Source organism: Xenorhabdus bovienii SS-2004 (assembly GCF_000027225.1).
Classification (GTDB): Bacteria; Pseudomonadota; Gammaproteobacteria; order Enterobacterales; family Enterobacteriaceae; genus Xenorhabdus; species Xenorhabdus bovienii_C.
The window spans coordinates 4,028,247-4,055,023 of record NC_013892.1; the positions used below are offsets into that span (position 1 = coordinate 4,028,247).

23 protein-coding genes, 4 tRNA genes and 3 rRNA genes are annotated in these 26,777 nt (G+C 45.7%); 7 read left to right on the forward strand and 23 right to left on the reverse strand.

Annotation, left to right across the window (positions count from 1 at the left end; translation table 11 throughout):
- Positions 1-48: 48 nt before the first annotated feature.
- The 6 genes from ilvA to ilvL form a co-directional block, all read right to left on the reverse strand.
- Positions 49-1,596, reverse strand: coding sequence for a threonine ammonia-lyase, biosynthetic (gene ilvA / locus XBJ1_RS17870; RefSeq protein ID WP_012990455.1), 1,548 nt, complete (start codon positions 1,594-1,596; stop codon positions 49-51).
- A gap of 2 nt (positions 1,597-1,598) precedes the next feature.
- Positions 1,599-3,449: a dihydroxy-acid dehydratase gene (ilvD, locus tag XBJ1_RS17875; RefSeq protein WP_012990456.1), complete on the reverse strand. Its 1,851-nt coding sequence runs from the start codon at positions 3,447-3,449 to the stop codon at positions 1,599-1,601.
- Positions 3,450-3,533: 84 nt separating this feature from the next.
- On the reverse strand, positions 3,534-4,463 hold the full coding sequence (locus tag XBJ1_RS17880) for a branched-chain amino acid transaminase (protein WP_012990457.1): 930 nt from the start codon (positions 4,461-4,463) through the stop codon (positions 3,534-3,536).
- Between the two features lie 24 nt (positions 4,464-4,487).
- Entirely contained in the window at positions 4,488-4,745 is a 258-nt protein-coding gene (gene ilvM / locus XBJ1_RS17885; RefSeq protein ID WP_012990458.1) for an acetolactate synthase 2 small subunit, read from the reverse strand.
- Positions 4,742-6,388: an acetolactate synthase 2 catalytic subunit gene (gene ilvG / locus XBJ1_RS17890; RefSeq protein WP_012990459.1), complete on the reverse strand. Its 1,647-nt coding sequence runs from the start codon at positions 6,386-6,388 to the stop codon at positions 4,742-4,744. Before ilvG ends, ilvM begins: the two co-directional genes overlap by 4 nt.
- A 133-nt stretch (positions 6,389-6,521) precedes the next feature.
- Positions 6,522-6,620 (reverse strand): ilv operon leader peptide, encoded by a 99-nt coding sequence (gene ilvL, locus XBJ1_RS20350; protein WP_071822532.1) that lies wholly within the window; start codon positions 6,618-6,620, stop codon positions 6,522-6,524.
- 580 nt (positions 6,621-7,200) lie between these two features.
- Between ilvL and XBJ1_RS17895 the strand changes: the two genes are divergently transcribed.
- Complete coding sequence (locus XBJ1_RS17895; protein ID WP_012990460.1) at positions 7,201-8,727, forward strand: YifB family Mg chelatase-like AAA ATPase; 1,527 nt, start codon at positions 7,201-7,203, stop codon at positions 8,725-8,727.
- Positions 8,728-8,783: 56 nt separating this feature from the next.
- Here XBJ1_RS17895 and XBJ1_RS17900 read toward each other — a convergent pair whose 3' ends face one another.
- On the reverse strand, positions 8,784-9,122 hold the full coding sequence (locus tag XBJ1_RS17900; RefSeq protein ID WP_012990461.1) for a DUF413 domain-containing protein: 339 nt from the start codon (positions 9,120-9,122) through the stop codon (positions 8,784-8,786).
- Between the two features lie 116 nt (positions 9,123-9,238).
- Here XBJ1_RS17900 and hdfR point away from each other — a divergent pair, with 116 nt between their 5' ends.
- Complete coding sequence (gene hdfR / locus XBJ1_RS17905; RefSeq protein ID WP_012990462.1) at positions 9,239-10,075, forward strand: HTH-type transcriptional regulator HdfR; 837 nt, start codon at positions 9,239-9,241, stop codon at positions 10,073-10,075.
- 144 nt (positions 10,076-10,219) lie between these two features.
- Here hdfR and XBJ1_RS17910 read toward each other — a convergent pair.
- The 7 genes from XBJ1_RS17910 to XBJ1_RS17940 all read right to left on the reverse strand — a co-directional run bounded on the left by XBJ1_RS17910 (position 10,220) and on the right by XBJ1_RS17940 (position 15,613).
- Positions 10,220-10,295, reverse strand: a tRNA-Trp gene (locus tag XBJ1_RS17910).
- Between the two features lie 8 nt (positions 10,296-10,303).
- Positions 10,304-10,380, reverse strand: a tRNA-Asp gene (locus XBJ1_RS17915).
- Between the two features lie 73 nt (positions 10,381-10,453).
- Positions 10,454-10,569: ribosomal RNA gene (rrf, locus tag XBJ1_RS17920) — 5S ribosomal RNA — on the reverse strand.
- Positions 10,570-10,655: 86 nt separating this feature from the next.
- Positions 10,656-13,565 (reverse strand): 23S ribosomal RNA (locus XBJ1_RS17925).
- A gap of 162 nt (positions 13,566-13,727) precedes the next feature.
- Positions 13,728-13,803, reverse strand: a tRNA-Ala gene (locus XBJ1_RS17930).
- A gap of 125 nt (positions 13,804-13,928) precedes the next feature.
- Positions 13,929-14,005, reverse strand: a tRNA-Ile gene (locus XBJ1_RS17935).
- Between the two features lie 65 nt (positions 14,006-14,070).
- A 16S ribosomal RNA gene (locus XBJ1_RS17940) occupies positions 14,071-15,613 on the reverse strand.
- Together the 16S, 23S and 5S rRNA genes with 4 tRNA genes alongside form the textbook arrangement of a ribosomal RNA operon.
- Before the next feature lie 489 nt (positions 15,614-16,102).
- Between XBJ1_RS17940 and XBJ1_RS17945 the strand changes: the two genes are divergently transcribed.
- Positions 16,103-16,657 (forward strand): gamma carbonic anhydrase family protein, encoded by a 555-nt coding sequence (locus tag XBJ1_RS17945; protein ID WP_012990464.1) that lies wholly within the window; start codon positions 16,103-16,105, stop codon positions 16,655-16,657.
- Here the strand turns inward: XBJ1_RS17945 and XBJ1_RS17950 are convergent.
- The 5 genes from XBJ1_RS17950 to dprA are packed head-to-tail and all read right to left on the reverse strand — an operon-like array spanning position 16,624 to position 19,971.
- Positions 16,624-16,893, reverse strand: a complete 270-nt coding sequence (locus tag XBJ1_RS17950) for a DUF1488 domain-containing protein (protein WP_012990465.1) — start codon at positions 16,891-16,893, stop codon at positions 16,624-16,626. The two genes, XBJ1_RS17945 and XBJ1_RS17950, sit on opposite strands and share 34 nt — an antisense overlap.
- Entirely contained in the window at positions 16,890-17,708 is an 819-nt protein-coding gene (aroE, locus tag XBJ1_RS17955) for a shikimate dehydrogenase (RefSeq protein WP_012990466.1), read from the reverse strand. The genes XBJ1_RS17950 and aroE overlap by 4 nt, the downstream gene beginning before the upstream one ends.
- A 6-nt stretch (positions 17,709-17,714) precedes the next feature.
- On the reverse strand, positions 17,715-18,284 hold the full coding sequence (gene tsaC, locus XBJ1_RS17960; RefSeq protein ID WP_012990467.1) for an L-threonylcarbamoyladenylate synthase type 1 TsaC: 570 nt from the start codon (positions 18,282-18,284) through the stop codon (positions 17,715-17,717).
- Positions 18,277-18,837, reverse strand: coding sequence for a DNA topoisomerase family protein (locus tag XBJ1_RS17965; RefSeq protein ID WP_012990468.1), 561 nt, complete (start codon positions 18,835-18,837; stop codon positions 18,277-18,279). The genes tsaC and XBJ1_RS17965 overlap by 8 nt, the downstream gene beginning before the upstream one ends.
- Before the next feature lie 57 nt (positions 18,838-18,894).
- Positions 18,895-19,971 carry a DNA-protecting protein DprA gene (dprA, locus tag XBJ1_RS17970; protein ID WP_012990469.1) on the reverse strand — a complete coding sequence of 359 codons (1,077 nt, stop codon included), beginning with the start codon at positions 19,969-19,971 and terminating at the stop codon, positions 18,895-18,897.
- 132 nt (positions 19,972-20,103) lie between these two features.
- On the opposite strand from dprA, the gene def reads away from it, so the two are divergent.
- The 4 genes from def to trkA all read left to right on the forward strand — a co-directional run bounded on the left by def (position 20,104) and on the right by trkA (position 24,433).
- Positions 20,104-20,616: a peptide deformylase gene (gene def / locus XBJ1_RS17975; protein WP_012990470.1), complete on the forward strand. Its 513-nt coding sequence runs from the start codon at positions 20,104-20,106 to the stop codon at positions 20,614-20,616.
- 24 nt (positions 20,617-20,640) lie between these two features.
- Positions 20,641-21,588 (forward strand): methionyl-tRNA formyltransferase, encoded by a 948-nt coding sequence (fmt, locus tag XBJ1_RS17980; RefSeq protein WP_012990471.1) that lies wholly within the window; start codon positions 20,641-20,643, stop codon positions 21,586-21,588.
- An 83-nt stretch (positions 21,589-21,671) separates the two neighbouring features.
- Positions 21,672-22,958: a 16S rRNA (cytosine(967)-C(5))-methyltransferase RsmB gene (gene rsmB, locus XBJ1_RS17985; protein WP_012990472.1), complete on the forward strand. Its 1,287-nt coding sequence runs from the start codon at positions 21,672-21,674 to the stop codon at positions 22,956-22,958.
- Between the two features lie 98 nt (positions 22,959-23,056).
- Positions 23,057-24,433: a Trk system potassium transporter TrkA gene (trkA, locus tag XBJ1_RS17990; protein ID WP_012990473.1), complete on the forward strand. Its 1,377-nt coding sequence runs from the start codon at positions 23,057-23,059 to the stop codon at positions 24,431-24,433.
- A 46-nt stretch (positions 24,434-24,479) separates the two neighbouring features.
- On the opposite strand, the gene XBJ1_RS17995 is transcribed toward trkA, so the two are convergent.
- The 4 genes from XBJ1_RS17995 to XBJ1_RS18010 all read right to left on the reverse strand — a co-directional run bounded on the left by XBJ1_RS17995 (position 24,480) and on the right by XBJ1_RS18010 (position 26,770).
- On the reverse strand, positions 24,480-24,680 hold the full coding sequence (locus XBJ1_RS17995) for an alternative ribosome-rescue factor A (protein WP_012990474.1): 201 nt from the start codon (positions 24,678-24,680) through the stop codon (positions 24,480-24,482).
- Positions 24,681-24,755: 75 nt separating this feature from the next.
- Positions 24,756-25,169 (reverse strand): Zn(2+)-responsive transcriptional regulator, encoded by a 414-nt coding sequence (gene zntR, locus XBJ1_RS18000; protein WP_012990475.1) that lies wholly within the window; start codon positions 25,167-25,169, stop codon positions 24,756-24,758.
- A gap of 178 nt (positions 25,170-25,347) precedes the next feature.
- Positions 25,348-25,740 carry a 50S ribosomal protein L17 gene (gene rplQ, locus XBJ1_RS18005; protein ID WP_012990476.1) on the reverse strand — a complete coding sequence of 131 codons (393 nt, stop codon included), beginning with the start codon at positions 25,738-25,740 and terminating at the stop codon, positions 25,348-25,350.
- Positions 25,741-25,780: 40 nt separating this feature from the next.
- Positions 25,781-26,770 (reverse strand): DNA-directed RNA polymerase subunit alpha, encoded by a 990-nt coding sequence (locus XBJ1_RS18010; protein WP_012990477.1) that lies wholly within the window; start codon positions 26,768-26,770, stop codon positions 25,781-25,783.
- Between the last annotated feature and the right edge of the window lie 7 nt (positions 26,771-26,777).

Sequence of the window (26,777 nt, forward strand, 5' to 3'; positions counted from 1 at the left end):
AATAGCACCTGCCAAGGTGCTATTTTTTAAGCCGATGATCAAAGAATCTTATTTCAACAATAGGTTAAAAGAAGGATTATTCGTTTCATCATGGTATTCATAACCCAAATCCTCAAGATGGCGATCAAAACGTACTTCCGCACCTGAAAGTTCAAAGGCAGCCAATACGCGACCGTAATCCATCCCATGGCTGCGGTAATGGAATAGTGTGATATTCCAATGTGTTCCCAGTGTCTGCAAAAACTTTAATAAAGCGCCCGGCGATTCAGGAAATTCGAAACTGTATAGCCGTTCCTGTAATGGCTTGGCAGGACGGCCACCGATCATGTAACGAACATGCAGTTTTGCCATTTCATCATCGGTAAAGTCAGCGACCTGATAACCCGATGCTTTCAACTCATTGATGATTTCAAGACGTTCTGCATTGCCTCGATTCAGCCGTACGCCAACAAAAATGCAGGCTTCAGCAGGGTTAGTCGCATCTGAATAACGGTAACTAAATTCTGTCACAACACGTGTTCCCAGCGTCTGGCAAAAATTCAGGAAACTTCCTTTTTGCTCAGGTATTGTGACAGCCAGTAGTGCTTCACGCTGCTCTCCCAGCTCGCAGCGTTCAGAGACGTAACGCAGGCCATGAAAATTCACGTTGGCACCTGAGAGAATATGTGCCAGCCTTTCTCCCTGAATCTGATGCTGCTGTACGTATTTCTTCAAACCCGCCAGAGCCAGAGCACCGGAAGGTTCGGCAATTGCCCTGACATCCTCAAAAATATCTTTCATGGCGGCACAGATGGCATCACTATCCACCGTAATGACATCATCGACATACAGTTGGCATAAACGGAATGTTTCATCACCGATACGCTTGACTGCAACACCTTCCGCAAACAGCCCCACTCTCGGTAAGTCAACCGGACACCCTGCTTCCAGTGCCGCTTTCAGACACGCAGAATCTTCGGTTTCCACTCCGATGACTTTCATTTCCGGTACAAGTTGTTTGATCAGCACTGCGACACCCGCAATCAAACCGCCACCACCAACCGGCACAAAAATGCGATCAAGGTGGACGTCCTGCTGTAAAAGTTCCATTGCCAGTGTTGCCTGCCCCGCGATCACGGCAGGGTGATCAAACGGTGGTACAAAAGTATAGCCGCGCTCTTTTGCCATCGAGATGGCTTTGGCTTTAGCTTCATCAAAATTAGCACCGTATAACAGGACTTCACCGCCAAAACTGCGGACTGCATCAACTTTGATGTCTGCCGTGGCAATCGGCATGACAATGATGGCTCTGGTGCCCACTTTGCTGGCAGAAAGTGCCACACCCTGTGCATGATTGCCCGCAGAAGCGGTAATCACGCCTTTCGCTTTCTGCTCCTCAGTCAAACCCGCAATCATCGTGTATGCACCGCGCAATTTGAAACTGTGTACTAACTGACGATCTTCCCGTTTAACTAAAATGGTATTTGCTAAACGGGCAGAGATTTTTTCCATTTCTTGCAGCGGGGTAACCTGAGCGACATCATAAACCGGTGCACTCAAGGCGGCTTTGAGGTATTCCGCTCCCTTTGGCTCAGCATTAAGAGGATAAACTGCCACAGTCAGCCCCCTAATTTTGCTTTATCGCGTACAGCGCCTTTATCGGCACTGGTCGCCAGTAAAGCATAAGCACGCAAGGCAAAAGAAACCTGACGATCACGGGATTTAGGTGTCCATGCCTGATCTCCACGAGATAGTTCAGCCTGTGTACGTACGGCCAGTTCTGTTTCGTTAACATCCAGATGGATTTTACGGTTCGGAATATCAATGTCGATGATATCTCCATCATAAACCAACCCAATCACGCCACCACTAGCCGCTTCAGGGGAAGCATGCCCAATCGACAACCCAGATGTTCCGCCTGAAAAACGACCATCAGTGATAAGAGCACAGCTTTTGCCCAGTCCCATCGATTTCAAATAGGTGGTTGGATAGAGCATTTCCTGCATACCGGGACCGCCTTTCGGGCCTTCATAGCGGATAACCACAACATCACCCGCAACGACTTTGCCTCCCAGAATCGCCTCTACTGCATCATCCTGGCTTTCATAAACCTTCGCTGGGCCACGAAAAGTCAGGCTTCCTTCATCCACCCCAGCGGTTTTTACGATACAGCCATTAGCCGCAACGTTACCAGACAGCACTGCCAAACCACCATCTTGGCTATAAGCATGAGTGCGTTCACGGATACACCCTTCCTTACGATCTGTGTCCAATGACGGCCAACGGCAATCCTGCGAAAAGGCTTTAGTGGTTCGAATACCTGCTGGCCCCGCAGAATACATGCTCTTAACACCTTCATCCTGTGTCAGCATGATGTCGTACTGAGCTAACGTTTGCGGCAGATCCAGCCCCAAAACATTTTTCACATCACGATTCAAAAGCTCCGCACGATCCAGTTCACCGAGGATCCCGATGACTCCCCCTGCACGATGTACGTCTTCCATATGATATTTCTGGGTGCTTGGTGCCACTTTACACAAATGAGGTACTAGACGAGACAAACGATCAATGTCCGCCATAGTGAAATCAACGTCACCTTCCTGCGCCGCCGCCAGCAGATGCAGTACCGTGTTGGTCGACCCGCCCATCGCAATATCCAGTATCATCGCATTTTCAAAGGCAGCTTTGGTCGCGATATTACGAGGTAAAGCGCTATCATCATTTTGCTCATAATAGCGTTTGGTCAGTTCGACGATGCGTTTGCCCGCATTTAAAAACAACTCCTTGCGATCCGCATGAGTGGCAAGCAGTGAACCATTACCCGGCTGCGAAAGCCCCAATGCCTCAGTCAGACAATTCATGGAGTTAGCCGTAAACATGCCTGAGCAGGAACCACATGTCGGACAAGCTGAACGTTCTATCTGATTGCTTTCTTCATCACTGACATTGGGATTAGCTCCCTGAATCATCGCATCAATCAGATCCAGTTTGATGATCTGATCAGACAGGCGGGTTTTACCGGCTTCCATCGGGCCGCCAGAAACAAAAATAACCGGGATATTCAGGCGCATTGATGCCATCAACATGCCCGGTGTGATTTTGTCACAGTTGGAGATACACACCATCGCATCCGCACAGTGGGCATTGACCATATATTCCACAGAATCAGCAATCAACTCACGCGAAGGCAAAGAATAGAGCATTCCGCCATGCCCCATCGCAATACCATCATCAACTGCAATCGTGTTGAACTCTTTCGCGACGCCTCCTGATGCCTCAATCTGTTCTGCTACTAGTTTTCCTAAATCTCTCAGGTGAACATGCCCGGGCACGAACTGAGTAAATGAGTTCACAACCGCAATAATAGGTTTTCCAAAATCCTCATCGGTCATACCCGTCGCACGCCATAAAGCTCGTGCTCCCGCCATATTACGGCCATGAGTTGTCGTGGCAGAACGGTATTTAGGCATTGTTTTCACTCCCGTGTCTTATCTAATTAGTATCAGCAATCAAAACAGGCAGGGAACGAGCCGCCTGTTACATTTTGTCTTTTTTTATTCAGGATTAACGGCGTCCAGCCAGCCCCATTTATCTTCTGTCGTACCATCAAATAAGCCAAAGAAGGCATTCTGGATTTTTTTAGTGATTGGCCCACATTTACCAATACCCACCTGAATGCCATCAACACTACGAACCGGCGTAATTTCTGCCGCTGTCCCCGTCATGAATACTTCATCAGCTAAATAAAGCGATTCACGGGTAAGTATTTGTTCACGCACTTCCAGACCCAGATCCTGTGCCAGTTTGATAATGGCATCACGGGTAATCCCCGGCAGTGCTGATGACGCAAATGGAGGCGTAAACAGTACCCCATCTTTCACTTCAAACAGGTTTTCTCCCGCACCTTCTGAAATATAGCCATGAACATCCAGTGCAATACCTTCCTGATAGCCGTGGCGTCGTGCTTCACTGCCCACCAGCAGAGAAGAAAGATAGTTACCACCCGCTTTTGCCCCTGTTGGGATCGTATTTGCTGCCACACGATTCCATGAAGAAACCATCGCATCAATACCCTGATCCAGCGCTTCTTCGCCTAAATAAGCCCCCCACGGAAAAGCCGCAATAATGATATCTGTCTTATAACCGTCTGGAGGATTGACCCCCATTCCAACATCACCGATAAAAACCAATGGGCGAATGTAAGCGCTGACTAATTTATTTTTACGAAGTGTTTCACGACAGGCTTCCATTAATTCATCAACGCTCTGGCTCACGGGCATACGGTAAATCTTGGCTGAGTCATGCAAACGCCGCATATGTTCACGATGACGAAAAACAACGGGCCCTTTGTGAGAGTTATAGCAACGAACGCCCTCAAATACGGAAGTTCCGTAATGCAGGGCGTGAGACATAACGTGGACTTTCGCATCAGCCCAAGGAACCATTTCACCGTTGAACCAAATATAATCAGCTTGCTTTGTCATTCTTCAATTTCCTTCAATTGCGCTTTATGCGCTTATAAATTGTGATTCTTTGTGTCGGATCTCAACACCAGCAACGTCGACTAATTTCATCAGTTGAGAAAAAAGTAAATTTACAGAGCGTTGGCTGGCGACTGTGAGTTCAATGCTTACATTATCACTATCTGTTGTATGATCCATATTCAAAGCACATATCTGAAATCCACGATGACGGGTAACTCTCAGAATTCGTTCCAAAATCTCAGGGCAAAACCGTGCCTGAATAGCAAGTTGATGCTGCATCATAATGACTTCTCCAACATGGTTGCATTGCTTGAGCCTGGTGGAACCAATGGCCAGACATTCTCTAATTCGTCAATGGATACATGTAATAAATACGGACCTTCGCTGCTGAACAAAGCATCCAGCGCTGCATCGATTTGGGTTTTGTCAGTAATTTGTTGACCAGGAATATCAAAAGCTTTTGCCAAGGCAATAAAATCAGGATTATCGTTTAAGATCGTTTCGCTATAGCGTTTGTCAAAAAACAGTTCTTGCCACTGCCGAACCATGCCCAGACGCTGGTTATCCAATAAAATAATCTTGATTGGCAACTGCTTACGTTTGATGGTACCTAACTCCTGTACATTCATCATGAAAGAACCATCACCGGATATGCAGAGCACCATATCTTCCGGACGAGCCATCTGGGCGCCAATAGCCGCTGGAATGCCAAAACCCATCGTGCCTAATCCACTGGAAGTAATGAAATTTGCCGGCCTATCAAATGTCATGTGCTGCGCTGTCCACATCTGATGTTGCCCAACGTCAGTTGTGATTATCGCGTTGGATGGCTTGCGTTCAGATACCTGTTTTAATAGTGATGGCGCATAAATACTTACGCCTTGATAGTCATAATGCCATGTATGTTCGCTTTTTAAGCGTTTGATTTCCTGTTGCCAGGATTCAATCGATAAAGGTTGCTGTAAGTGGGGCAACAATGTTTTTAAATTCCCCGGTAATGAAACATGTGCCTGACGTAATTTATTGAATTCAACAGGATCGATATCTACATGGATCACTTTGGCATGAGGGGCAAAAGTATTTAATTTCCCTGTCACACGATCATCAAAACGGGCTCCAGCAGCAATCAATAAATCACAGGATTGAACGGCAAGATTGGCAGCCTTTGTGCCATGCATCCCCAACATCCCTAAATAATATTTATGCTCGGCATCCGCAGCTCCCAAGCCTTTCAGCGTGGAAACAACGGGTAATCCCGTTTCGGTAACAAAACGCCGCAGTTCAGGTACTGCATCAGCCATGCCAATACCACCACCTACATACAAAATGGGTTTTTGGGCCATGAGCATCATGTGACGAGCCTGTTCCAGTTCTTGTTCAGGGGGGAAAGATTCGGACACAACAGGCATCAGGTAAGGTGCTAAATCGCTTTGAGCTAACTGAATATCTTTCGGTAAATCAATCAGTACAGGGCCGGGGCGGCCACTTGTTGCTATAGTAAAGGCTTCGGCTATGATCTGGGGTAATTTATCCAGAGAATCGACCAGAAAACTGTGTTTTGTACAAGCAAGGGAAAGCCCCAACATATCGATTTCCTGAAAGGCATCAGTGCCAATCAATTCAGAACTCACCTGACCGGTGATAGCCACAACTGGAACAGAATCCAGCAGCGCATCCGCCAATCCGGTGATTAAGTTTGTTGCCCCCGGCCCTGATGTCGCGATGCAAACCCCAGGTTTACCATTCGCCCTTGCATAGCCGATTGCTGCCATCACCGCTCCCTGTTCATGACGACATAACAAGTGTTCAATTCCCCCGTCATACAGCGCATCATAAATCGGCATGATTGCTCCACCAGGATAACCAAAAACCTTTTCAATTCCCTGTGTTCGTAATGCTTGTACAACCCATTGCGCCCCGTTCATTGTCATTCCTCTGTTGTATTTAGCTTGTAAATGGCTTGCTGTGATGTTGTTTTGTTATGCGTTTCTACGTGTCAAAAAAAACCCCCGCGCCTTTCGGTGCGGGGGTTTTTGTGAAATCTGGCTATTTTTCTGTTTAAGCCTTCCTTCGTCCAAGTGCAGCCCCGCACGGTGGGATAATAATCACCACCACGCTCACGATAATTAGGCTAATCACTAGGACAAATGCGTTCATAATTTTTTTCGTTTAAACTCGTATGCTCAACGTATCTTTAAGAGTTATCACTTTCCATGATTATTGACAACGATTAATTTTATTTTTTTCACAGGAAAATTATTTTAACCATATTTTTCATATAGATAAATGTTTAAACAGATAAATACACTGCCGTTTATGCTTCTTGCTATCAGAAAAAATTGCCATCTGCATATTTAATAAAATTATTAATACAAAAATAATAAAAATTCGACTTAATCATCTTTTTATAGGAAGTAACATCCAAGCAGATATTTTTTATCTATGCCCATGATTATGCACAAATGGGACAACAGATAATTCATTAATATAAATCATATATAATAACTAACGAATAATATCATACAGATTTCATTCACTCTCTTTATAAAAAGCACCCAAAAACATTAAATTATTAATATATAACAAAATATTAATTAGAAAAACCAAATGGTCAATGAATTTCAAAATACCAATAACAGTAAATATATTTACGAGTCTCTTCGCAAAATAACAACAAAATACTTTTTATTATTTTTTATCAATTCATGATAGCGACTTTCTTGCTAAGGAGAGCACCATGACACTCGCCGTCATTTATACTCGGGCAACAATAGGCGTTGATTCCCCCATTGTCACGATAGAAGCACATATCAGTAATGGCCTGCCCGGCTTAACGCTTGTTGGTCTACCTGAAACTACCGTCAAGGAAGCGAGAGATCGGGTCAGAAGCGCGTTGCTCAACAGCGGTTTTACTTATCCACCAAAAAGGATCACCGTTAATCTGGCACCTGCCGATCTCCCTAAAGAGGGGGGAAGATATGATTTACCTATCGCCATCGCGATTTTGGCAGCATCAGAACAGATACCGACAGATAAGCTGCATAATTATGAATTTTTAGGGGAGTTAGCACTATCTGGCGAAATACGCCGAGTCATGGGTGCCATCCCCGCCGCACTGAGTGCGAAAAGAACAGGAAGACAATTGATTTTGTCCATAGAAAATCAAGCTGAACTGGCTATCTTATCCCAGAATGAAACATTAGTGGCCAATCACTTACTTCAAGTCTGCCACTTCCTGCGAGGAGAAACCGCCATTTTATCCTCCCCGCCTCCCATTACGTTACAGGCCGACCCCCTTGTTTTAGATATACGGGATATTATCGGGCAAGAGCAAGCCAAGCGTGCACTGGAAATTACTGCCGCTGGGGGCCATAATCTTCTTCTACTTGGCCCTCCCGGCACAGGCAAAACTATGCTGGCTAGCCGATTGTGTGGCTTACTACCGCCCTTAACTCACTTAGAGGCTCTAGACGTCGCTGCAATCAATAGCCTGACGGGTAACTCGGTTAATCCCCAAAAGTGGCATACACGCCCATTTAGAGCGCCTCATCACAGTTCATCAATGGCGGCTCTCGTTGGTGGAGGTTCAATTCCTAAACCAGGGGAAATTTCACTTGCGCATAATGGTATATTATTTTTGGATGAATTGCCTGAATTCAGCCGAAGCGCCCTAGATGCGCTACGTGAGCCATTAGAATCCGGCGAAATAGTTATATCCCGTGCAAGAGCGAAAGTCTGTTTCCCTGCTCAAGTCCAACTGATTGCTGCCATGAACCCAAGCCCAACGGGATATCATCAAGGATTGCACAATCGCAGTAGCCCACAGCAAATATTACGCTATCTCTCCAAATTATCAGGTCCTTTTTTAGATCGTTTTGACCTCTCAATTGAAGTTCCCTTACTTCCTTCAGGTATCTTAAGCCAGTCATCAGAAAAACATGGCGAAAGTAGCTATGAAGTCAAAAAACGGGTACAAATTGCCAGAAAAGTGCAAATAGAACGATGTGGACATGTGAATGCTTATCTCAATCGCAAACAAACTGACAGCGCTTGTAAACTAAAAATGGAAGATTCAATTTTTCTGGAAGATACGCTACTGAAATTAGGCTTATCTGTCCGTGCCTGGCACCGAATACTCAAAGTTTCACGCACGATTGCAGACCTGAAAGAACAAAAAAGAATAGAAAGACCAGATATTATGGAAGCACTCAGCTACCGGAGCATGGATAGGTTACTTATTCAACTACAGAAACAAGCAGGGTAATCTGGAAGAGGGGCTATTTCGCCCCTCTTGATGGATCATTACTATCAATGATGATATTAATCATCAGTATCGGTATAGTCCTCCGCAGAATCTATCTGCGGTTTTCCGCCGGAAAGAGTATGAAAACGTTTTGGACGGCTGATTTTTGCCAAATACTTTATCCATACTTTTTCCTCTGTCGTTGCAGGGGCACGCTCACCTCGGCAAACGGCAACAAACAGTTTTTCTTCTTCTGTTTGAGGTTCACGTTTACCAAGATCCAATTCATTGAACGCATGGCCATAACGTTCTAGCAATTGGGCCTCTTTGATGGTGAAATCACCATGACGGGAAAATCCGCGTGGATAATTTCTATTATCAAAAAAACGATTAGTCGTGATGAAGCTTTCAGCCATCTGACACACTCCTAACTCTACTGTCATACTAATTATGGCGCGGAGTATTAGGTAGGCTTGACATTCTGTAAAACAAAATATTTAAATCTTAACGACAAAAACTATTGGAGATACATGTGGACACTGAATTACTGAAAACCTTTTTGGAAGTCAGTAAGACTCGTCACTTTGGTCGGGCAGCTGAATCACTCTATCTAACACAATCCGCTGTTAGCTTTCGGATCCGCCAATTAGAAAATCAGCTGGGTACCAATTTATTTACACGGCATCGCAATAATATTCGCCTGACAGCCGCAGGGGAACGCCTTGTGCCCTATGCAGAATCACTAATGAATACTTGGCAGTTAGCAAAGAAAGAAATCAGTTATGTCTCACAGCATACAGAACTCTCTATCGGTGCTACGGCGTCCTTATGGGAGGGCTACCTGATATCTTGGCTGAGTACTTTTTATCAGCATCATCAAGGGATGAGAATTGAATCTCGAGTTTCTACACGCCAAATTCTGGTCAAACAACTACACTCCCGTGAATTAGATCTCTTAATCACGACAGAACCGCCCAAAATGGATGAATTCCAAAGTCAATTGATCGGTAATATCCAACTCGTTTTATCGACAACGCAACATAATCTTAAACAAGGCATAGAAAATTACATCAAGTTGGAGTGGGGAGCTGATTTTCACCAGCAAGAGCAACAGATCTTAAAAAATGACTATCCGCCGATCATTACAACCACATCAGCACATATTGCCCGAGAATTACTAAATAGCGTAAATGCTGCAGCTTTTCTGCCTGTGCATTGGCAGGAAGACTATCCTAAACTGGTAACTTCACCCAATAAAGAACTAATCAAACGTCCATTATATGCGGTATGGTTGCAAAACAGCGATCAACAAACATTTATTCAGCAGTTATTAAAAATTCCTGTCGAAAAAGCGCCTATAACAGGCTAAGAACGGTGTTGTGAAAATAATTGGGATTTTTCTACAAGCAGACAATGGACACGGAGGAGGTAAGTTACAAGCAAGAAAAAACCCAGCTAAATTTAGCTGGGCTATTAATCTGAAAGCTATATCAATTATTACTTAGTTGTTAACTGGCAGGGGCGGAGAGACTCGAACTCCCAACACCCGGTTTTGGAGACCGGTGCTCTACCAATTGAACTACGCCCCTAAATACGGTGGCGGTGCGGACGGGACTCGAACCCGCGACCCCCGGCGTGACAGGCCGGTATTCTAACCAACTGAACTACCGCACCACCGAATTTTTTTTATCCATTTGACTGGAACTTCAGTAGACTTCTGCTTATGAGTCATACTGGCTAAATAGATGTCTGGCAGTGCCCTACTCTCACATGGGGAGACCCCACACTACCATCGGCGCTACGGCGTTTCACTGCTGAGTTCGGCATGGGATCAGGTGGGACCACCGCGCTATGGCCGCCAGACAAATTCTGTGTTCAATCCCGAACAAGCTGCTGTTTTTCATTTGAAACTGCGTCTCTCTCTCTCACCAAAACACCTTCGGTGTTGTCAGGTTAAGCCTCACGGTTCATTAGTACTGGTTAGCTCAACGTATCGCTACGCTTACACACCCAGCCTATCCACGTCCTCGTCTTGAACGTTCCTTCAGTATCCTCAAGGGACAAGGGAAGACTCATCTCAAGGCAAGTTTCCCGCTTAGATGCTTTCAGCGGTTATCTCTTCCGCACTTAGCTACCGGGCAGTGCCATTGGCATGACAACCCGAACACCAGTGGTGCGTCCACTCCGGTCCTCTCGTACTAGGAGCAGCCCCTTTCAATCTTCCAACGCCCACGGCAGATAGGGACCGAACTGTCTCACGACGTTCTAAACCCAGCTCGCGTACCACTTTAAACGGCGAACAGCCGTACCCTTGGGACCTACTTCAGCCCCAGGATGTGATGAGCCGACATCGAGGTGCCAAACACCGCCGTCGATATGAACTCTTGGGCGGTATCAGCCTGTTATCCCCGGAGTACCTTTTATCCGTTGAGCGATGGCCCTTCCATTCAGAACCACCGGATCACTATGACCTACTTTCGTACCTGCTCGAGCTGTCACTCTCGCAGTCAAGCTAGCTTATGCCATTGCACTAACCTCACGATGTCCGACCGTGATTAGCTAACCTTCGTGCTCCTCCGTTACGCTTTGGGAGGAGACCGCCCCAGTCAAACTACCCACCAGACACTGTCCGCGACCCGGATAACGGGCCTGCGTTAGAACATCAAACATTCAAGGGTGGTATTTCAAGGATGGCTCCGTGCAGACTGGCGTCCGCACTTCACAGCCTCCCACCTATCCTACACATCAAGGTTCAAGGTTCAGTGTCAAGCTATAGTAAAGGTTCACGGGGTCTTTCCGTCTTGCCGCGGGTACACTGCATCTTCACAGCGAGTTCAATTTCACTGAGTCTCGGGTGGAGACAGCCTGGCCATCATTACGCCATTCGTGCAGGTCGGAACTTACCCGACAAGGAATTTCGCTACCTTAGGACCGTTATAGTTACGGCCGCCGTTTACTGGGGCTTCGATCAAGAGCTTCGCGTTGCCGCTAACCCCATCAATTAACCTTCCAGCACCGGGCAGGCGTCACACCGTATACGTCCACTTTCGTGTTTGCACAGTGCTGTGTTTTTATTAAACAGTTGCAGCCAGCTGGTATCTGCGACTGGCCTCGGCTCGGGGAGCAAGTCCCGTCACCTGGCGCCAGCGTGCCTTCTCCCGAAGTTACGGCACCATTTTGCCTAGTTCCTTCACCCGAGTTCTCTCAAGCGCCTGAGTATTCTCTACCTGACCACCTGTGTCGGTTTGGGGTACGATTCACTGTTACCTGATGCTTAGAGGCTTTTCCTGGAAGCAGGGCATCAACCACTTCAGCACCGTAGTGCCTCGTTATCACGCCTCAGTGTTCACGGAAGAACGGATTTACCAATTCTTCCCACCTACACGCTTGAACCGGGACAACCGTCGCCCGGCTGGTCTAGCCTTCTCCGTCCCCCCTTCGCAGTAACACCGAGTACGGGAATATTAACCCGTTTCCCATCGACTACGCCTTTCGGCCTCGCCTTAGGGGTCGACTCACCCTGCCCCGATTAACGTTGGACAGGAACCCTTGGTCTTCCGGCGAGCGGGTTTTTCACCCGCTTTATCGTTACTTATGTCAGCATTCGCACTTCTGATACCTCCAGCATGCCTCACAGCACACCTTCGCAGGCTTACAGAACGCTCCCCTACCCAACAACACCTAAGTGTTGCTGCCGCAGCTTCGGTGCATGGTTTAGCCCCGTTACATCTTCCGCGCAGGCCGACTCGACCAGTGAGCTATTACGCTTTCTTTAAATGATGGCTGCTTCTAAGCCAACATCCTGGCTGTCTGAGCCTTCCCACTTCGTTTCCCACTTAACCATGACTTGGGGACCTTAGCTGGCGGTCTGGGTTGTTTCCCTCTTCACGACGGACGTTAGCACCCGCCGTGTGTCTCCCGTGATAACATTCTTCGGTATTCGCAGTTTGCATCGGGTTGGTAAGTCGGGATGACCCCCTAGCCGAAACAGTGCTCTACCCCCGAAGATGAATTCACGAGGCGCTACCTAAATAGCTTTCGGGGAGAACCAGCTATCTCCCGGTTTGATTGGCCTTTCACCCCCAGCCACAAGTCATCCGCTAATTTTTCAACATTAGTCGGTTCGGTCCTCCAGTTAGTGTTACCCAACCTTCAACCTGCCCATGGCTAGATCACCGGGTTTCGGGTCTATACCCTGCAACTTAACGCCCAGTTAAGACTCGGTTTCCCTGCGGCTCCCCTAAACGGTTAACCTTGCTACAGAATATAAGTCGCTGACCCATTATACAAAAGGTACGCAGTCACCCTGATAAATCAAGGCTCCCACTGCTTGTACGTACACGGTTTCAGGTTCTATTTCACTCCCCTCGCCGGGGTTCTTTTCGCCTTTCCCTCACGGTACTGGTTCACTATCGGTCAGTCAGGAGTATTTAGCCTTGGAGGATGGTCCCCCCATGTTCAGACAGGATACCACGTGTCCCGCCCTACTCGTCGAACTCACACCACCAGTGTCTTCAGATACGGGGCTATCACCCTTTACTGCCGGCCTTTCCAGACCGTTCTCCTGACGCTGATGCTGATGTTGGTTCTGGGCTGTTCCCCGTTCGCTCGCCGCTACTGGGGGAATCTCGGTTGATTTCTTTTCCTCGGGGTACTGAGATGTTTCAGTTCCCCCGGTTCGCCTCCGGACCCTATGAATTCAGGCCAGGATAGTGCAACGGATTGCACTGGGTTTCCCCATTCGGGTATCGCCGGTTATTGCGGTTCATATCACCTTACCGGCGCTTATCGCAGATTAGCACGCCCTTCATCGCCTCTGACTGCCTAGGCATCCACCGTGTACGCTTAGTCGCTTAACCTCACAACCCGAAGGTGTCTTCGGGTGTGCGTTTTGAGAGACTCACCAGTCCCGTCCATGACGGCACTGATTGTTTCAAATTTTCAGCTTGTTCCAGATTGTTAAAGAGCAAAAATTTCACAACACACGGGTGTTTTCCCCATGGGTTCTGAAATGATTTGTATGGTGGAGCTAAGCGGGATCGAACCGCTGACCTCCTGCGTGCAAGGCAGGCGCTCTCCCAGCTGAGCTATAGCCCCATACAGTGTTATCACCGGCCTGTCAGACAACTGTGCAGACCGTTTCCCCGCCCGCCGTTTCAACGCAGATAACACCGCTGCATCCGCACCGGGTCACCCTGGAAAGGGCCAGGAGTCAACGTGTCTGGTAGGCCTGAGTGGACTTGAACCACCGACCTCACCCTTATCAGGGGTGCGCTCTAACCACCTGAGCTACAAGCCTATACCGTGATACTCTATTTTCATCAGACAATCTGTGTGGACACTGCACAATCACTATCATTCAGGTAAGGAGGTGATCCAACCGCAGGTTCCCCTACGGTTACCTTGTTACGACTTCACCCCAGTCATGAATCACAAAGTGGTAAGCGCCCCCCCGAAGGTTAAGCTACCTACTTCTTTTGCAACCCACTCCCATGGTGTGACGGGCGGTGTGTACAAGGCCCGGGAACGTATTCACCGTAGCATTCTGATCTACGATTACTAGCGATTCCGACTTCATGGAGTCGAGTTGCAGACTCCAATCCGGACTACGACAGACTTTATGAGTTCCGCTTGCTCTCGCGAGGTCGCTTCTCTTTGTATCTGCCATTGTAGCACGTGTGTAGCCCTACTCGTAAGGGCCATGATGACTTGACGTCATCCCCACCTTCCTCCGGTTTATCACCGGCAGTCTCCCTTGAGTTCCCACCATCACGTGCTGGCAACAAAGGATAAGGGTTGCGCTCGTTGCGGGACTTAACCCAACATTTCACAACACGAGCTGACGACAGCCATGCAGCACCTGTCTCTCAGGTCCCGAAGGCACTCCGCCATCTCTGGCAGATTCTGAGGATGTCAAGAGTAGGTAAGGTTCTTCGCGTTGCATCGAATTAAACCACATGCTCCACCGCTTGTGCGGGCCCCCGTCAATTCATTTGAGTTTTAACCTTGCGGCCGTACTCCCCAGGCGGTCGATTTAACGCGTTAGCTCCGGAAGCCACGCCTCAAGGGCACAACCTCCAAATCGACATCGTTTACAGCGTGGACTACCAGGGTATCTAATCCTGTTTGCTCCCCACGCTTTCGCACCTGAGCGTCAGTCTTCGTCCAGGGGGCCGCCTTCGCCACCGGTATTCCTCCACATCTCTACGCATTTCACCGCTACACGTGGAATTCTACCCCCCTCTACGAGACTCTAGTCAACCAGTTTTAGATGCCGTTCCCAGGTTGAGCCCGGGGATTTCACATCTAACTTAATTGACCGCCTGCGTGCGCTTTACGCCCAGTAATTCCGATTAACGCTTGCACCCTCCGTATTACCGCGGCTGCTGGCACGGAGTTAGCCGGTGCTTCTTCTGCGGGTAACGTCAATCAACAACGCTGTTTACGCTGTTGCCTTCCTCCCCGCTGAAAGTACTTTACAACCCGAAGGCCTTCTTCATACACGCGGCATGGCTGCATCAGGCTTGCGCCCATTGTGCAATATTCCCCACTGCTGCCTCCCGTAGGAGTCTGGGCCGTGTCTCAGTCCCAGTGTGGCTGGTCATCCTCTCAGACCAGCTAGGGATCGTCGCCTAGGTGAGCCATTACCCCACCTACTAGCTAATCCCATCTGGGTTCATCCGATGGCGTGAGGCCCGAAGGTCCCCCACTTTGCTCCAAAGAGGTTATGCGGTATTAGCCACCGTTTCCAGTGGTTATCCCCCTCCATCGGGCAGATCCCCAGACATTACTCACCCGTCCGCCGCTCGCCGGCAGGGAAGCAAGCTTCCCCCCGCTGCCGCTCGACTTGCATGTGTTAGGCCTGCCGCCAGCGTTCAATCTGAGCCATGATCAAACTCTTCAATTAAAAGTCTGATGCTCAAAGAATTGTTACTGTTAGTTCGTAATGAATTAACTGTTTTAGTCACTCTTTAAGACTTTAAAGTTTTCGGCATCTTGCGATGCTGTCGATACTGTCTTGTGAGTGCCCACACAGATTGTCTGATTAAATTGTTAAAGAGCGGTCCGACCGGAGCAGGGCTCCGTGCCGTGAGGCTGCGTATCTTACGCTTTCCTCGCCGGGTGTCAAGCCTTTATTTTCAGGGCTTTTCTCCCGCTGTCCTCGGCGGCGTGTCTTCGCTCAGCGTCGGTCAGTGGTGGCGCATTATAGGGACTTTTCCGTGCTTGGCAATAGTTTTTCTGAATTTTATTTTCAAGCGAGCATTTTTTGCTCCGCCAAATACAAAAAGCACCCAATCGGGACGAATTTAATACAGTTCTTCCATTGCATGGTGGTCTATTACTCAATAACATCGCTGATAATTGTTATCCACTCTTACTGCTGTTGAGGTTTTTTATGTCTACTGTTTTACGCCAATACTTAAATCTCTATCCACAGGTTGGTCAAAGAGTCATGTTAGATTCTTCTTCTATTGTGATTGGAGATGTCAGATTAGCGAATGATGTAAGTATTTGGCCCCTTGTGGTTATCCGTGGTGATGTAAATTATGTTTCAATTGGTGCACGTACAAATATTCAGGATGGTTCCGTTTTGCATGTTACTCATAAATCACCTGATAATCCCGCTGGCTTCCCATTGATAATAGGAGAAGAGGTCACTGTTGGTCATAAAACGATGCTGCATGGCTGTAAGATTGGAAACCGAGTACTGGTTGGCATAGGTTCTATTCTACTTGATGGCGCTATTATTGAAGATGATGTTGTTATTGGGGCGGGAACTCTTGTCCCTCCAGGAAAGAAATTAGAAAGCGGATATCTGTATATAGGCAGCCCCGCCAAACAAGTGAGAAAACTCAAACCTGAAGAACTGGAAGGGCTACTTTATTCCGCTAATAACTACACCTACTGGAAAGATAATTATTTAGCAGACACGTCAGAGGGCAAGGAGTAACGCCCAAATTGATCATCATGCCCACTCAAGATGGCGGCTTCAAATTTCTCTTCTAGATCCCAGCGATGTCGGTGAAATAAGTCCAGTGGGTGATGATCTTTACCATAACGTTCAGCTAGCTCATCGGAACTAATCATACATTGTACCAATAACCCATCGACCATAGCTGGGAAAATCACTTTGCTTTCCATCTCATTCCATTCTTCACGATCAGGAAATTGAATAGCTTGATTCATGCGTGTAACTCTCGCCTCAAAGCGGTTAAAACTGATTCTATTTCAGGGAATACTCCATGCCACAATTCAAAAGCATTCGCAGCTTGCCACACCAACATTCCTAATCCATCAGCCAAACGTGAAATACCATTTTGCCGGGCAAAATCAAGGAATGGAGTTAATCCGTGTTGGTAATACATATCGTAACAAGCAATATCATTGCAAAAAATCAGCGGTGATACCTCAGGAATCTGCCCATCAATACCAGAAGCAGTCGCATTGATGATGATATCGAAATCTGGGGAAAGAAGGGATTCCATTTCAATTGGCTGAATATCGCCCAATTGGGAAAATTTATCTGCAATTATCTGCGCACGCGCGAATGTACGGTTCGTGATAGTGACGGCACATCCTAGTTCTAATAAAGGAGATAACACTCCTTTTGCTGCACCACCAGCCCCAATAATCAGAATATGCCGGCCCTTAGTAATGAAACCTAACCGCTGTAAATCTGCCAGTAACCCGACCCCATCAGTATTATCACCAAGGAGACGATTACCTTCAATCAATTTTAATGTGTTAACCGCACCACTAATTCTTGCTCGCTCAGTCAATTCATCTGAGCGCTGATAAGCCCTTTCTTTAAAAGGTACAGTAATATTCGCTCCTAGACCGCCCCGTTCAAAAAAACGATCCAAAGTTTGTTCAAAATGTTCTATCGGAGCAAGCACCCGCCCATATAGATGATCAATCCCCGTCTGATCAGCAAATAATCGATGAATGTAAGGAGATTTACTGTGTGCAATAGGGTTACCAAAAACCGCAAATTTATCCATTATTCCCTACCCTTGTCGATATAATTTGCCGGTTAAGGCATCTCTGATTTCTGATGGATTTTTACGTCCCCCTACTTCTCCTTCCAAAACAGGAACTCGGTTTCCAAATTGTTGACGAACTTCTTCCGCACTCCGACATGGCTCTAGTCCGCTTAAATTTGCACTTGTCGATACAAGGGCTTTCCCATAAAAAGAGCATAATTGTTTAACCAGAGGATGATCTGTGACCCGAACCGCCAGTGTTGAAAATTGCCCTGTTAACCATTTTGGTGTCGTCGTTTTCGCTGGTATTACCCATGTCACGGGACCAGGCCAAAATGAAAATACTGTTTCTTTCTGTATATCATTAAGTTGCTCATCATCAATATAAAGGCATAACCTTTCATAGCTATCAGCAATGAGAATTAGCCCTTTTTCCCACGGTCGATTTTTCAGCGATAATAATTCGTTCACTGCTTTCTCGCTGTCAGGATCACAACCCAATCCAAAAACGGCCTCTGTCGGATAAGCAATCACTTTTTCTTCTTTTAACGCAGTGATAATCACATCAAATGCAGGTGAGACTTTGTTACTCATTATATTTCTCAATTTCATTGATTTGCGGCTTGCTACACAGTTTACTGGCACAAAACAACTTTACGCCTTGAGCCGTTCTCTTTTCTATTAACAATGGGTAATGGCAGAAAAGACATTCTCCGGATACCGGCTTATTGTTAAGTACAAACTGACACTCTGGGTATCGGTTGCAGGCATGAAATGTTTTACCAAAACGTGACTTACGCTGGAATAATTTTCCTTGTTGACATTGGGGGCAATTAATCGATGTGTCATCGGGTTTATCGATCAATTCTGTGTGTTCACATTCAGGATAATGACTGCAACCAATGAACATGCCATAACGTCCTTGTCGCAAAACCAGAGTAAAGCCACACTTCGGGCAAACTTGCCCATCCAATTCTTTAACAATATGTCCATCTCCTTGAGTCTTTAGAGGACGAACGTAATGGCATGATGGATAGCTGGAACACGCATAAAATAAACCATGAGTTCCATTACGGATCACTAATTCAGCGCCACACTCAGGGCAATGTTCTGTTTCTTTTATCTCAAAGGGAACTTTCTTAGACATATCTCACTCGTTGAATCACAGCCACAATAATGTTGGAAAAAGTATAAATTAAACAGATCAATTTACCCGAATATAGCCACCAGCAACAACGGCGACTTTTCCCATGAGTTCCAGCTCCAAAAGTCTAGTCATGACTTCTGTGACAGGAAGACAAGAGCGTTGAGCAATCACATCAACTGGAGTAACTTCGTGACTTACGTTAACCAGCACATCAGCAAATGGCAACTCTATTTGGTCAACTTGCACGCGTTCTTCTTTTTCTATATTCAACCATCGAAACGCGCCATTAATATGTTCCATTATATCCGTTGGATTCACTGCCAAATAAGCCCCCTGCTTTATCAACCAATGATTGCCCTCACTTGAAGGAGTGCCTAATGCACCAGGTAATGCAAAAATATCTCGCCCCTGTTCAAGCGCACAACGCGCTGTAATCAACGAACCACTCTTTTCATAAGCTTCTACAATAAGAAGAGCGAGACTCAAGCCACTAATGATCCGATTGCGCCTTGGAAAATTTTTAGCTTTAGGTGGCATTTCAGGGAAAAACTCAGAAACTAATGCACCATTTTCTTCAATAAACCGCGCCAGAGAGTCATGCCGATAGGGATAAATTTTTTCAAGCCCACTGCCAAGTACAGCAATGGTTTTTCCGCCAGCACTAAGCGCTGCCTGATGGCAAATCCCATCAATACCGATTGCCAACCCACTGGTTATCACAACTCCATTTTTCGCTAATTCACCAGCAAAGATTTTCCCCCATTTCTCACCATAAAAACTTGCTGACCTACTACCCACCATTGCCACCTGCTTTTGGGATAACACAGTTACATCCCCTGACACAAAAAGCATAAGTGGAGGAGAGTGTATCTGTTTTAATAAAGGTGGGTATGCGGGATGAGAGAAGGTCAACAAATGGTTGCCCGGCCGCTCCAACCACGTAAAGCAAATAGCCAGCTCAGTAGAGTTAGCCTTAGTAAACTGTAAACACTGTGTGGGAGACAAACCACACGCCTTAAGTTCATTATTACTATAGTTTTGAGTTCTCAATAGATGTTCTATAATAGACACAGCTTTAATCGTTGAAAGATGGGAAACCATCTTCATTCGCAACCATATTTCCATCTCTTTCATAATGTCATCCTGACCTGATTGATAACTTGACTGGCCTTGATTAATTTATGGTCGATACTGTCAATCTAAATAGGAAATGTCTAGAATAGGCACAAATTATCACTCACTTCTTGGATACAGATCTAAACATATATGTCAGTTTTACAAGTATTACATTACCCAGACGAGCGACTTCGCACAATTGCAAAGCCAGTTGAAAAAGTCGATGCAGGAATTCAGAGCATCATTGATGATATGTTCGAAACAATGTATGCAGAAGAAGGTATCGGTTTAGCTGCAACACAAGTCGATATTCATCAGCGAATTATAGTCATTGATGTCTCTGAGAATCGTGATCAACGCCTTGTCCTCATCAACCCCGAATTGATGAATGAAGTTGGTGCAACAGGAATTGAGGAAGGATGTTTATCTGTCCCTGAACAACGCGCATTTGTACCACGTTTTGAGCAAGTAAAAATTAAAGCTTTAGATTATCACGGGCAGCAGTTTGAGTTGGAAGCTGACGACCTGCTAGCAATCTGTATTCAACATGAAATGGATCATCTGGTAGGTAAACTTTTTATCGATTATCTGTCACCATTGAAACGCCAGCGTATTCGCCAGAAAGTTGAAAAAATTGACCGTCTGAGAGCTAAAGAAAAATAAACTTTATCATTACAGGAAATAACAGTGTCTGATTCTTTACGTATTATTTTTGCCGGAAATCCTGATTTCGCGGTTCACCATTTGGCTGCTTTATTAAAATCTCAACATCAAGTTGTCGGAGTTCTCACCCGACCAGACAAACCGGCAGGAAGAGGTAAAAAACTGACACCAAGTCCTGTAAAAGCATTGGCTGAAGAACATAGTATTTCTGTTTTCCAGCCAAAAACCTTACGCACAGAAGAAAGCCAGCAATGGATCATGCATCAGCAGGCAGATATTATGATCGTTGTTGCGTATGGCCTGATTCTGCCTCAAGCCGTTCTGGACATACCACGCTTAGGATGCCTGAATGTCCATGGTTCTTTGTTACCACGCTGGCGTGGCGCCGCTCCGATTCAGCGTGCAATCTGGGCGGGAGATCAAGAAACTGGCATAACAATTATGCAAATGGATGCTGGTCTTGATACCGGTAATATGCTACTAAAAGCAGCTTGCCCAATTACAAATCAAGATACCAGCTCCAGCCTGTATGAAAAACTTGCCAATATTGGTCCTGATGCATTACTTAACACATTAGATCTGATAATATTAGGAAATTGCCAACCAAGCATTCAGGATGGTACTTTAGCAACTTACGCTGAAAAACTCAGTAAAGATGAAGCCAAAATGGACTGGCATTTACCTGCCATTCAGCTTGAACGTTGTGTCCGCTCATTTAACCCATGGCCGATGAGCTTCTTTCTCATTGATGAATACCCCATTAAGGTATGGCACGCTGAAGCCATTGCTGAACAAACTACTCACTCCCCTGGAACCATCATTAAGGCAGATAAGAAAGGTATTCAAATTGCAACCTCTGATGGAATATTAAATATCACACAATTGCAAGCATCAGGTAAGAAAGCAATGCCAGCCGCCGATTTCTTAAACTCAAAACGTGATTGGTTTACACCGGGTAACAAAATCAAATGAAATTAATTTGCCTGTATACTCTGAGCATACGGGCGTCTTCCTTTTTATAATGCTGACAACCGTCAGCTTTTTTTGACCATATCATGAAAAATACATATAACCTGCGAAACATCGCCGCAAAAGCGATCCATCAAGTACTGGAACAAGGGCAGTCACTCAGCACTGTTATTCCTGAACTCCAACAAAGAGTTTCTGACAAAGATAAAGCTCTTCTCCAAGAACTCTGTTTTGGCGTAATAAGGGTATTACCTCAACTAGAATGGTTCATTGGTCAGTTGATGGCAAAGCCATTGAAAGGCAAACAACGCATTTTTCACTATCTAATCATGGTTGGAATCTATCAGCTCACTTATACTCGTATACCTGCACATGCAGCGCTTGCCGAAACCGTCAATGGCGCGATCAGTTTAAAACGTCCGCAATTAAAAGGCTTAATTAATGGCGTTCTCCGCCAATTTCAGCGCCAACAACAGACATTAGTCGAGCAAGTTAATAATGTCAGCTGCCATTTACATCCCAAATGGCTGTTAGATCATATTCAAAAAGCCTATCCACAGGACTGGCAAAAGATTATTGACGCAAATAATCAAAAACCTCCCATGTGGTTACGAGTTAATCAGCGCTATCATAGTGCTAATCAATATCTAGCTCTGTTGCAAGAAGCTAATATAGACGCAGAGCTAGATGAAAATCATCCCAGCGCTATTCGCTTGCTAAATCCTTGCCCTGTTAACACTCTACCCGGATTCGATCAAGGATGGGTGACTATTCAAGATCGCTCTGCTCAAGGGTGTGCTGAATTATTAACGCCATGTGACGGAGAATCTATACTGGATCTGTGTGCTGCCCCTGGAGGAAAAACCACCCATATCCTTGAGATAGCGCCAAAGTCAAAAGTACTTGCCGTCGATATTGATGAACAGAGAATTAAACGAGTGAAAGAAAATTTACAGCGCCTTAATTTGCATGCTGTCGTCAAAACAGGTGATGGACGTTTTCCACATGAATGGGCAACAGGGGAACAGTTCGATCGCATTCTTCTTGATGCACCATGCTCAGCAACAGGTGTTATTCGTCGTCACCCTGACATAAAATGGCTGCGTCGAAATGAAGATATTGACCAATTGGTTACGCTACAAACTGAAATCCTTGATGCCATTTGGCCATATTTAAAGAAACATGGCACTCTGGTTTATGCAACCTGCTCCATTTTACCTCATGAAAATAGCCAACAAATAAAAGCATTCTTAGGACGCCACACAGATGCTGCATTATCAGATACAGGCACGCTTGACAAACCAGGGATACAAATTATTCCTGAAACAACAGGTGGTGACGGCTTCTTTTATGCCCGACTAACTAAGTATTGACGTATCTTCCTCGTCAAAATATCGGATCAGCAGGGATTTTGTGACTTTACTAAAATATCAAAAAATAGGAATACAGCTTCTAACACGAAGAGAATACTATGAAAATAATTATTCTGGGTGCTGGTCAGGTTGGTGGAACATTAGCTGAAAATTTGGTTGATGAAAATAATGATATTACTGTCGTTGATACCGATACTGATCGCTTACGCCAGTTACAGGACAAATTCGATCTACGGGTTGTAAATGGTCACGGCTCCCACCCCAGAGTATTGAGGGAAGCAGGTGCAGAAGATGCCGATATGTTGGTAGCCGTCACAAATTCAGATGAAACCAACATGATTGCGTGCCAGATCGCTTACTCCTTATTTAATACCCCCAATAAAGTCGCTCGGATACGTTCATCAGAATATATCTATGAATCAGAGAAATTATTTCAACCCAATGATATCCCTATTGATTATCTGATATCTCCTGAGCAATTGGTTATTGATTACATCTATAAATTAATTCAATACCCCGGAGCATTACAAGTTGTCAATTTTGCGGAAGGCCGTGTCAGTATCGTCGCGGTCAAAGCCTACTATGGGGGTTCACTAGTGGGTAATGCATTATCCTCGCTTCGAGAGCATATGCCACATATCGATAGCAAAGTTGCTGCAATATTTCGTCAAGACCGCCCGATCAGGCCACAAGGCTCCACAATTATTGAAGCGGGAGATGAAGTATTTTTTGTTGCCGCATCACAACATATCAGAGCGGTGATGAGTGAATTACAACGCCTTGAAAAACCATATAAACGTCTCATGATTGTTGGAGGTGGGAACGTCGGTGCAGGTTTAGCGCTGCGACTTGAGAAAGATTACAGCGTCAAGCTGATTGAACATAATCAAGAAAGAGCTACAAAGCTAGCAGAGCTCTTGCACGATACTATCGTTTTCTACGGTGATGCCTCTGATCAAGAGCTTCTGTCAGAAGAACATATTGAACAAGTCGATGTTTTCATTGCATTAACTAACGATGACGAAGCCAACATTATGTCAGCCATGCTTGCAAAACGAATGGGAGCCAAAAAAGCGATGGTTCTTATTCAACGCAGTGCATATGTTGATTTAGTACAAGGTGGTGTTATTGATATCGCCATCTCACCTCAGCAAGCTACCATTTCTGCATTACTTGGCCATGTCCGTAAAGCAGATATCGTCAGTGTATCTTCATTAAGAAGGGGAGTAGCCGAAGCTATTGAAGCCATAGCACATGGTGACGAGCATACTTCCAAAGTAGTTGGACGCAAGATTGGTGATATTAGACTACCACCAGGCACGATAATTGGCGCAATTGTCCGCGGTGAAGAAGTAATCATTGCCAATGATTACAGCATCATCCAACAAGGCGACCATGTAATCATGTTTATTACCGATAAAAAATTTGTTCCTGAAGTGGAAAAACTATTCCAGCCGAGCCCTTTTTTCCTGTAAGAAACACCTGCTTTGCTAAATCAGATAATACTTCCCGCTCAATAAATTAGAAGGCCAATGATAACAACTTGAAAAAATTATCATCATTGGCCTCCCAACCACTACTTTTGCCATGTTTTTCTTTACGACTATAACTTCCTTTACCCTTTTTGTTTGCTTCTACTCTCTGCCTAAATAAAGGGTCGTGCAACAGTGCCTCTATAGCATTATCTTTGATGACGCCTTTTTTATGGCGGTATGTCGTCATAATGTCCTCTAATGACATTCAATTGGTTAATGATTGAGCAATCATACTCTCAGCACCCGAAATAATAAAGAAAAATTATTTATTAGTTGCTCCTTCTTCCAAAATTTCCAATATGGAACAATATGTGCTGGTATGCGCACTACCACAACATGCATCACTCAACATTTTTAAAGAATTGCGCATTTTTTGCATTTCCAATAATTTATCTTCGACCTCCTGTAATCTAGAATCAACAATTTGTTTCGATTCTTGACATGTATGATGCTCAGGATCAACACGAATAGACAGTAACTCTACAATCGCTTCCAGTGTAAAACCCGATTGTTTTGCATAACGAATAAAACGTAATCGTTGTAAATCCTGTTCGGTATAAAGTCTATAACCGCCTTCTGTTCTTTCCTCATGAGCCATCAAACCTTGTTTTTCATAAAAACGAATAGTATCAGGCGTGACACTCGCTAATTTAGCCAACTGACCAATGCGATACATAGTGAATCACCTAACAAATAGGAAATAAGTTCAATACTATCAGAATAGGTTAAGAGAGCACCAGCACAGGTGAAATTTGCAGATTAACTTGTAGAAAACAAGATAGATAATTATTGGAAGGAAAAATAAAGAGCAATAAAAAACCGGGTGTTATCCCGGTTTTTTATGCTTCTACAGATTACTCTGCAGATGCTGCTTCTGTCTGAGACTCAACGGTGCGGTCAACAAGCTCGATGTATGCCATCGGAGCATTGTCACCAGCACGGAAGCCACACTTCAGGATACGAGTGTAACCACCTGCACGGCTCGCAAAACGCGGACCCAGTTCATTAAACAGTTTTGCCACGATTTCGTTATCACGAGTACGGGCGAATGCCAGACGACGATTAGCTACGCTGTCGGTCTTGGCAAGAGTAATCAGCGGCTCAACGACGCGACGCAGTTCTTTCGCTTTAGGCAGAGTCGTCTTGATGATCTCATGACGAACCAAAGAACCTGCCATGTTGCGGAACATAGCTTGGCGATGGCTGCTGTTGCGGTTCAATTGACGACCACTCTTACGATGGCGCATGACCTTATCCTTCTCAGTAAAACCTTAACCTGTGATCAAGTTATTCATCAGCAATACTTGCTGGTGGCCAGTTTTCCAGACGCATGCCCAGAGAAAGTCCACGCGAAGCCAGTACGTCTTTAATCTCAGTAAGAGATTTTTTACCCAGATTAGGTGTCTTAAGTAACTCAACCTCGGTACGCTGTACCAGATCACCGATGTAGTGGATAGCTTCTGCCTTAAGGCAGTTAGCAGAGCGGACAGTCAATTCCAGATCGTCAACAGGGCGCAGCAGGATCGGATCAAACTCTGGCTTCTCTTCTTTAACTTCTGGTTGACGTACATCACGTAAATCAACAAAAGCTTCCAGTTGTTCGGCCAGAATGGTAGCTGCACGGCGAATCGCCTCTTCAGGATCGATTGTGCCGTTAGTCTCCATTTCGATAACCAGCTTATCCAAGTCAGTACGCTGTTCTACACGAGCTGCTTCAACATTGTAGGCAATACGCTCTACTGGGCTATAGCAAGCATCTACTAACAAACGACCGATAGGGCGCTCATCTTCTTCCGAATGAATTCGGGCAGAAGCCGGCACATAACCACGACCGCGCTGAACTTTAATACGCATGCTAATGGAAGCACTTCCGTCAGTCAGATGGCAGATTACGTGCTGCGGCTTGACGATTTCAACATCACCATCATGGATGATGTCGGCTGCAGTCACAGGGCCAATGCCAGATTTATTCAAGGTAAGGATAACTTCATCTTTACCCTGAACTTTCACCGCTAGCCCTTTCAGATTGAGGAGAATCTCCAGGATATCTTCCTGTACGCCTTCTTTGGTGCTGTACTCATGCAGTACACCATCAATCTCAACCTCAGTCACCGCACAACCCGGCATAGACGAAAGCAGAATACGGCGCAGTGCGTTGCCAAGAGTATGGCCAAAGCCACGCTCTAATGGCTCAAGGGTCACCTTGGCGTGCGTCGAACTGACTTGCTCGATATCTACCAGGCGCGGTTTTAGAAACTCTGTCACAGAACCCTGCATTGTGTCC

What these genes read in the sequence shown, in the direction of transcription:
- aroE (WP_012990466.1), bottom strand. Translation starts at nt 17,708, where the DNA reads ATGGATAAATTTGCGGTTTTTGGTAACCCTATTGCACACAGTAAATCT.
- rsmB (WP_012990472.1), top strand. Translation starts at nt 21,672, where the DNA reads ATGAAAAATACATATAACCTGCGAAACATCGCCGCAAAAGCGATCCAT.
- dprA (WP_012990469.1), bottom strand. Translation starts at nt 19,971, where the DNA reads ATGAAAGAGATGGAAATATGGTTGCGAATGAAGATGGTTTCCCATCTT.
- XBJ1_RS17965 (WP_012990468.1), bottom strand. Translation starts at nt 18,837, where the DNA reads ATGTCTAAGAAAGTTCCCTTTGAGATAAAAGAAACAGAACATTGCCCT.
- XBJ1_RS17995 (WP_012990474.1), bottom strand. Translation starts at nt 24,680, where the DNA reads ATGACGACATACCGCCATAAAAAAGGCGTCATCAAAGATAATGCTATA.
- tsaC (WP_012990467.1), bottom strand. Translation starts at nt 18,284, where the DNA reads ATGAGTAACAAAGTCTCACCTGCATTTGATGTGATTATCACTGCGTTA.
- XBJ1_RS17900 (WP_012990461.1), bottom strand. Translation starts at nt 9,122, where the DNA reads ATGGCTGAAAGCTTCATCACGACTAATCGTTTTTTTGATAATAGAAAT.
- def (WP_012990470.1), top strand. Translation starts at nt 20,104, where the DNA reads ATGTCAGTTTTACAAGTATTACATTACCCAGACGAGCGACTTCGCACA.
- zntR (WP_012990475.1), bottom strand. Translation starts at nt 25,169, where the DNA reads ATGTATCGCATTGGTCAGTTGGCTAAATTAGCGAGTGTCACGCCTGAT.
- XBJ1_RS17880 (WP_012990457.1), bottom strand. Translation starts at nt 4,463, where the DNA reads ATGACAAAGCAAGCTGATTATATTTGGTTCAACGGTGAAATGGTTCCT.
- XBJ1_RS17950 (WP_012990465.1), bottom strand. Translation starts at nt 16,893, where the DNA reads ATGAATCAAGCTATTCAATTTCCTGATCGTGAAGAATGGAATGAGATG.
- XBJ1_RS18010 (WP_012990477.1), bottom strand. Translation starts at nt 26,770, where the DNA reads ATGCAGGGTTCTGTGACAGAGTTTCTAAAACCGCGCCTGGTAGATATC.
- trkA (WP_012990473.1), top strand. Translation starts at nt 23,057, where the DNA reads ATGAAAATAATTATTCTGGGTGCTGGTCAGGTTGGTGGAACATTAGCT.
- XBJ1_RS17895 (WP_012990460.1), top strand. Translation starts at nt 7,201, where the DNA reads ATGACACTCGCCGTCATTTATACTCGGGCAACAATAGGCGTTGATTCC.
- ilvD (WP_012990456.1), bottom strand. Translation starts at nt 3,449, where the DNA reads ATGCCTAAATACCGTTCTGCCACGACAACTCATGGCCGTAATATGGCG.
- rplQ (WP_012990476.1), bottom strand. Translation starts at nt 25,740, where the DNA reads ATGCGCCATCGTAAGAGTGGTCGTCAATTGAACCGCAACAGCAGCCAT.
- XBJ1_RS17945 (WP_012990464.1), top strand. Translation starts at nt 16,103, where the DNA reads ATGTCTACTGTTTTACGCCAATACTTAAATCTCTATCCACAGGTTGGT.
- ilvM (WP_012990458.1), bottom strand. Translation starts at nt 4,745, where the DNA reads ATGATGCAGCATCAACTTGCTATTCAGGCACGGTTTTGCCCTGAGATT.
- ilvL (WP_071822532.1), bottom strand. Translation starts at nt 6,620, where the DNA reads ATGAACGCATTTGTCCTAGTGATTAGCCTAATTATCGTGAGCGTGGTG.
- ilvG (WP_012990459.1), bottom strand. Translation starts at nt 6,388, where the DNA reads ATGAACGGGGCGCAATGGGTTGTACAAGCATTACGAACACAGGGAATT.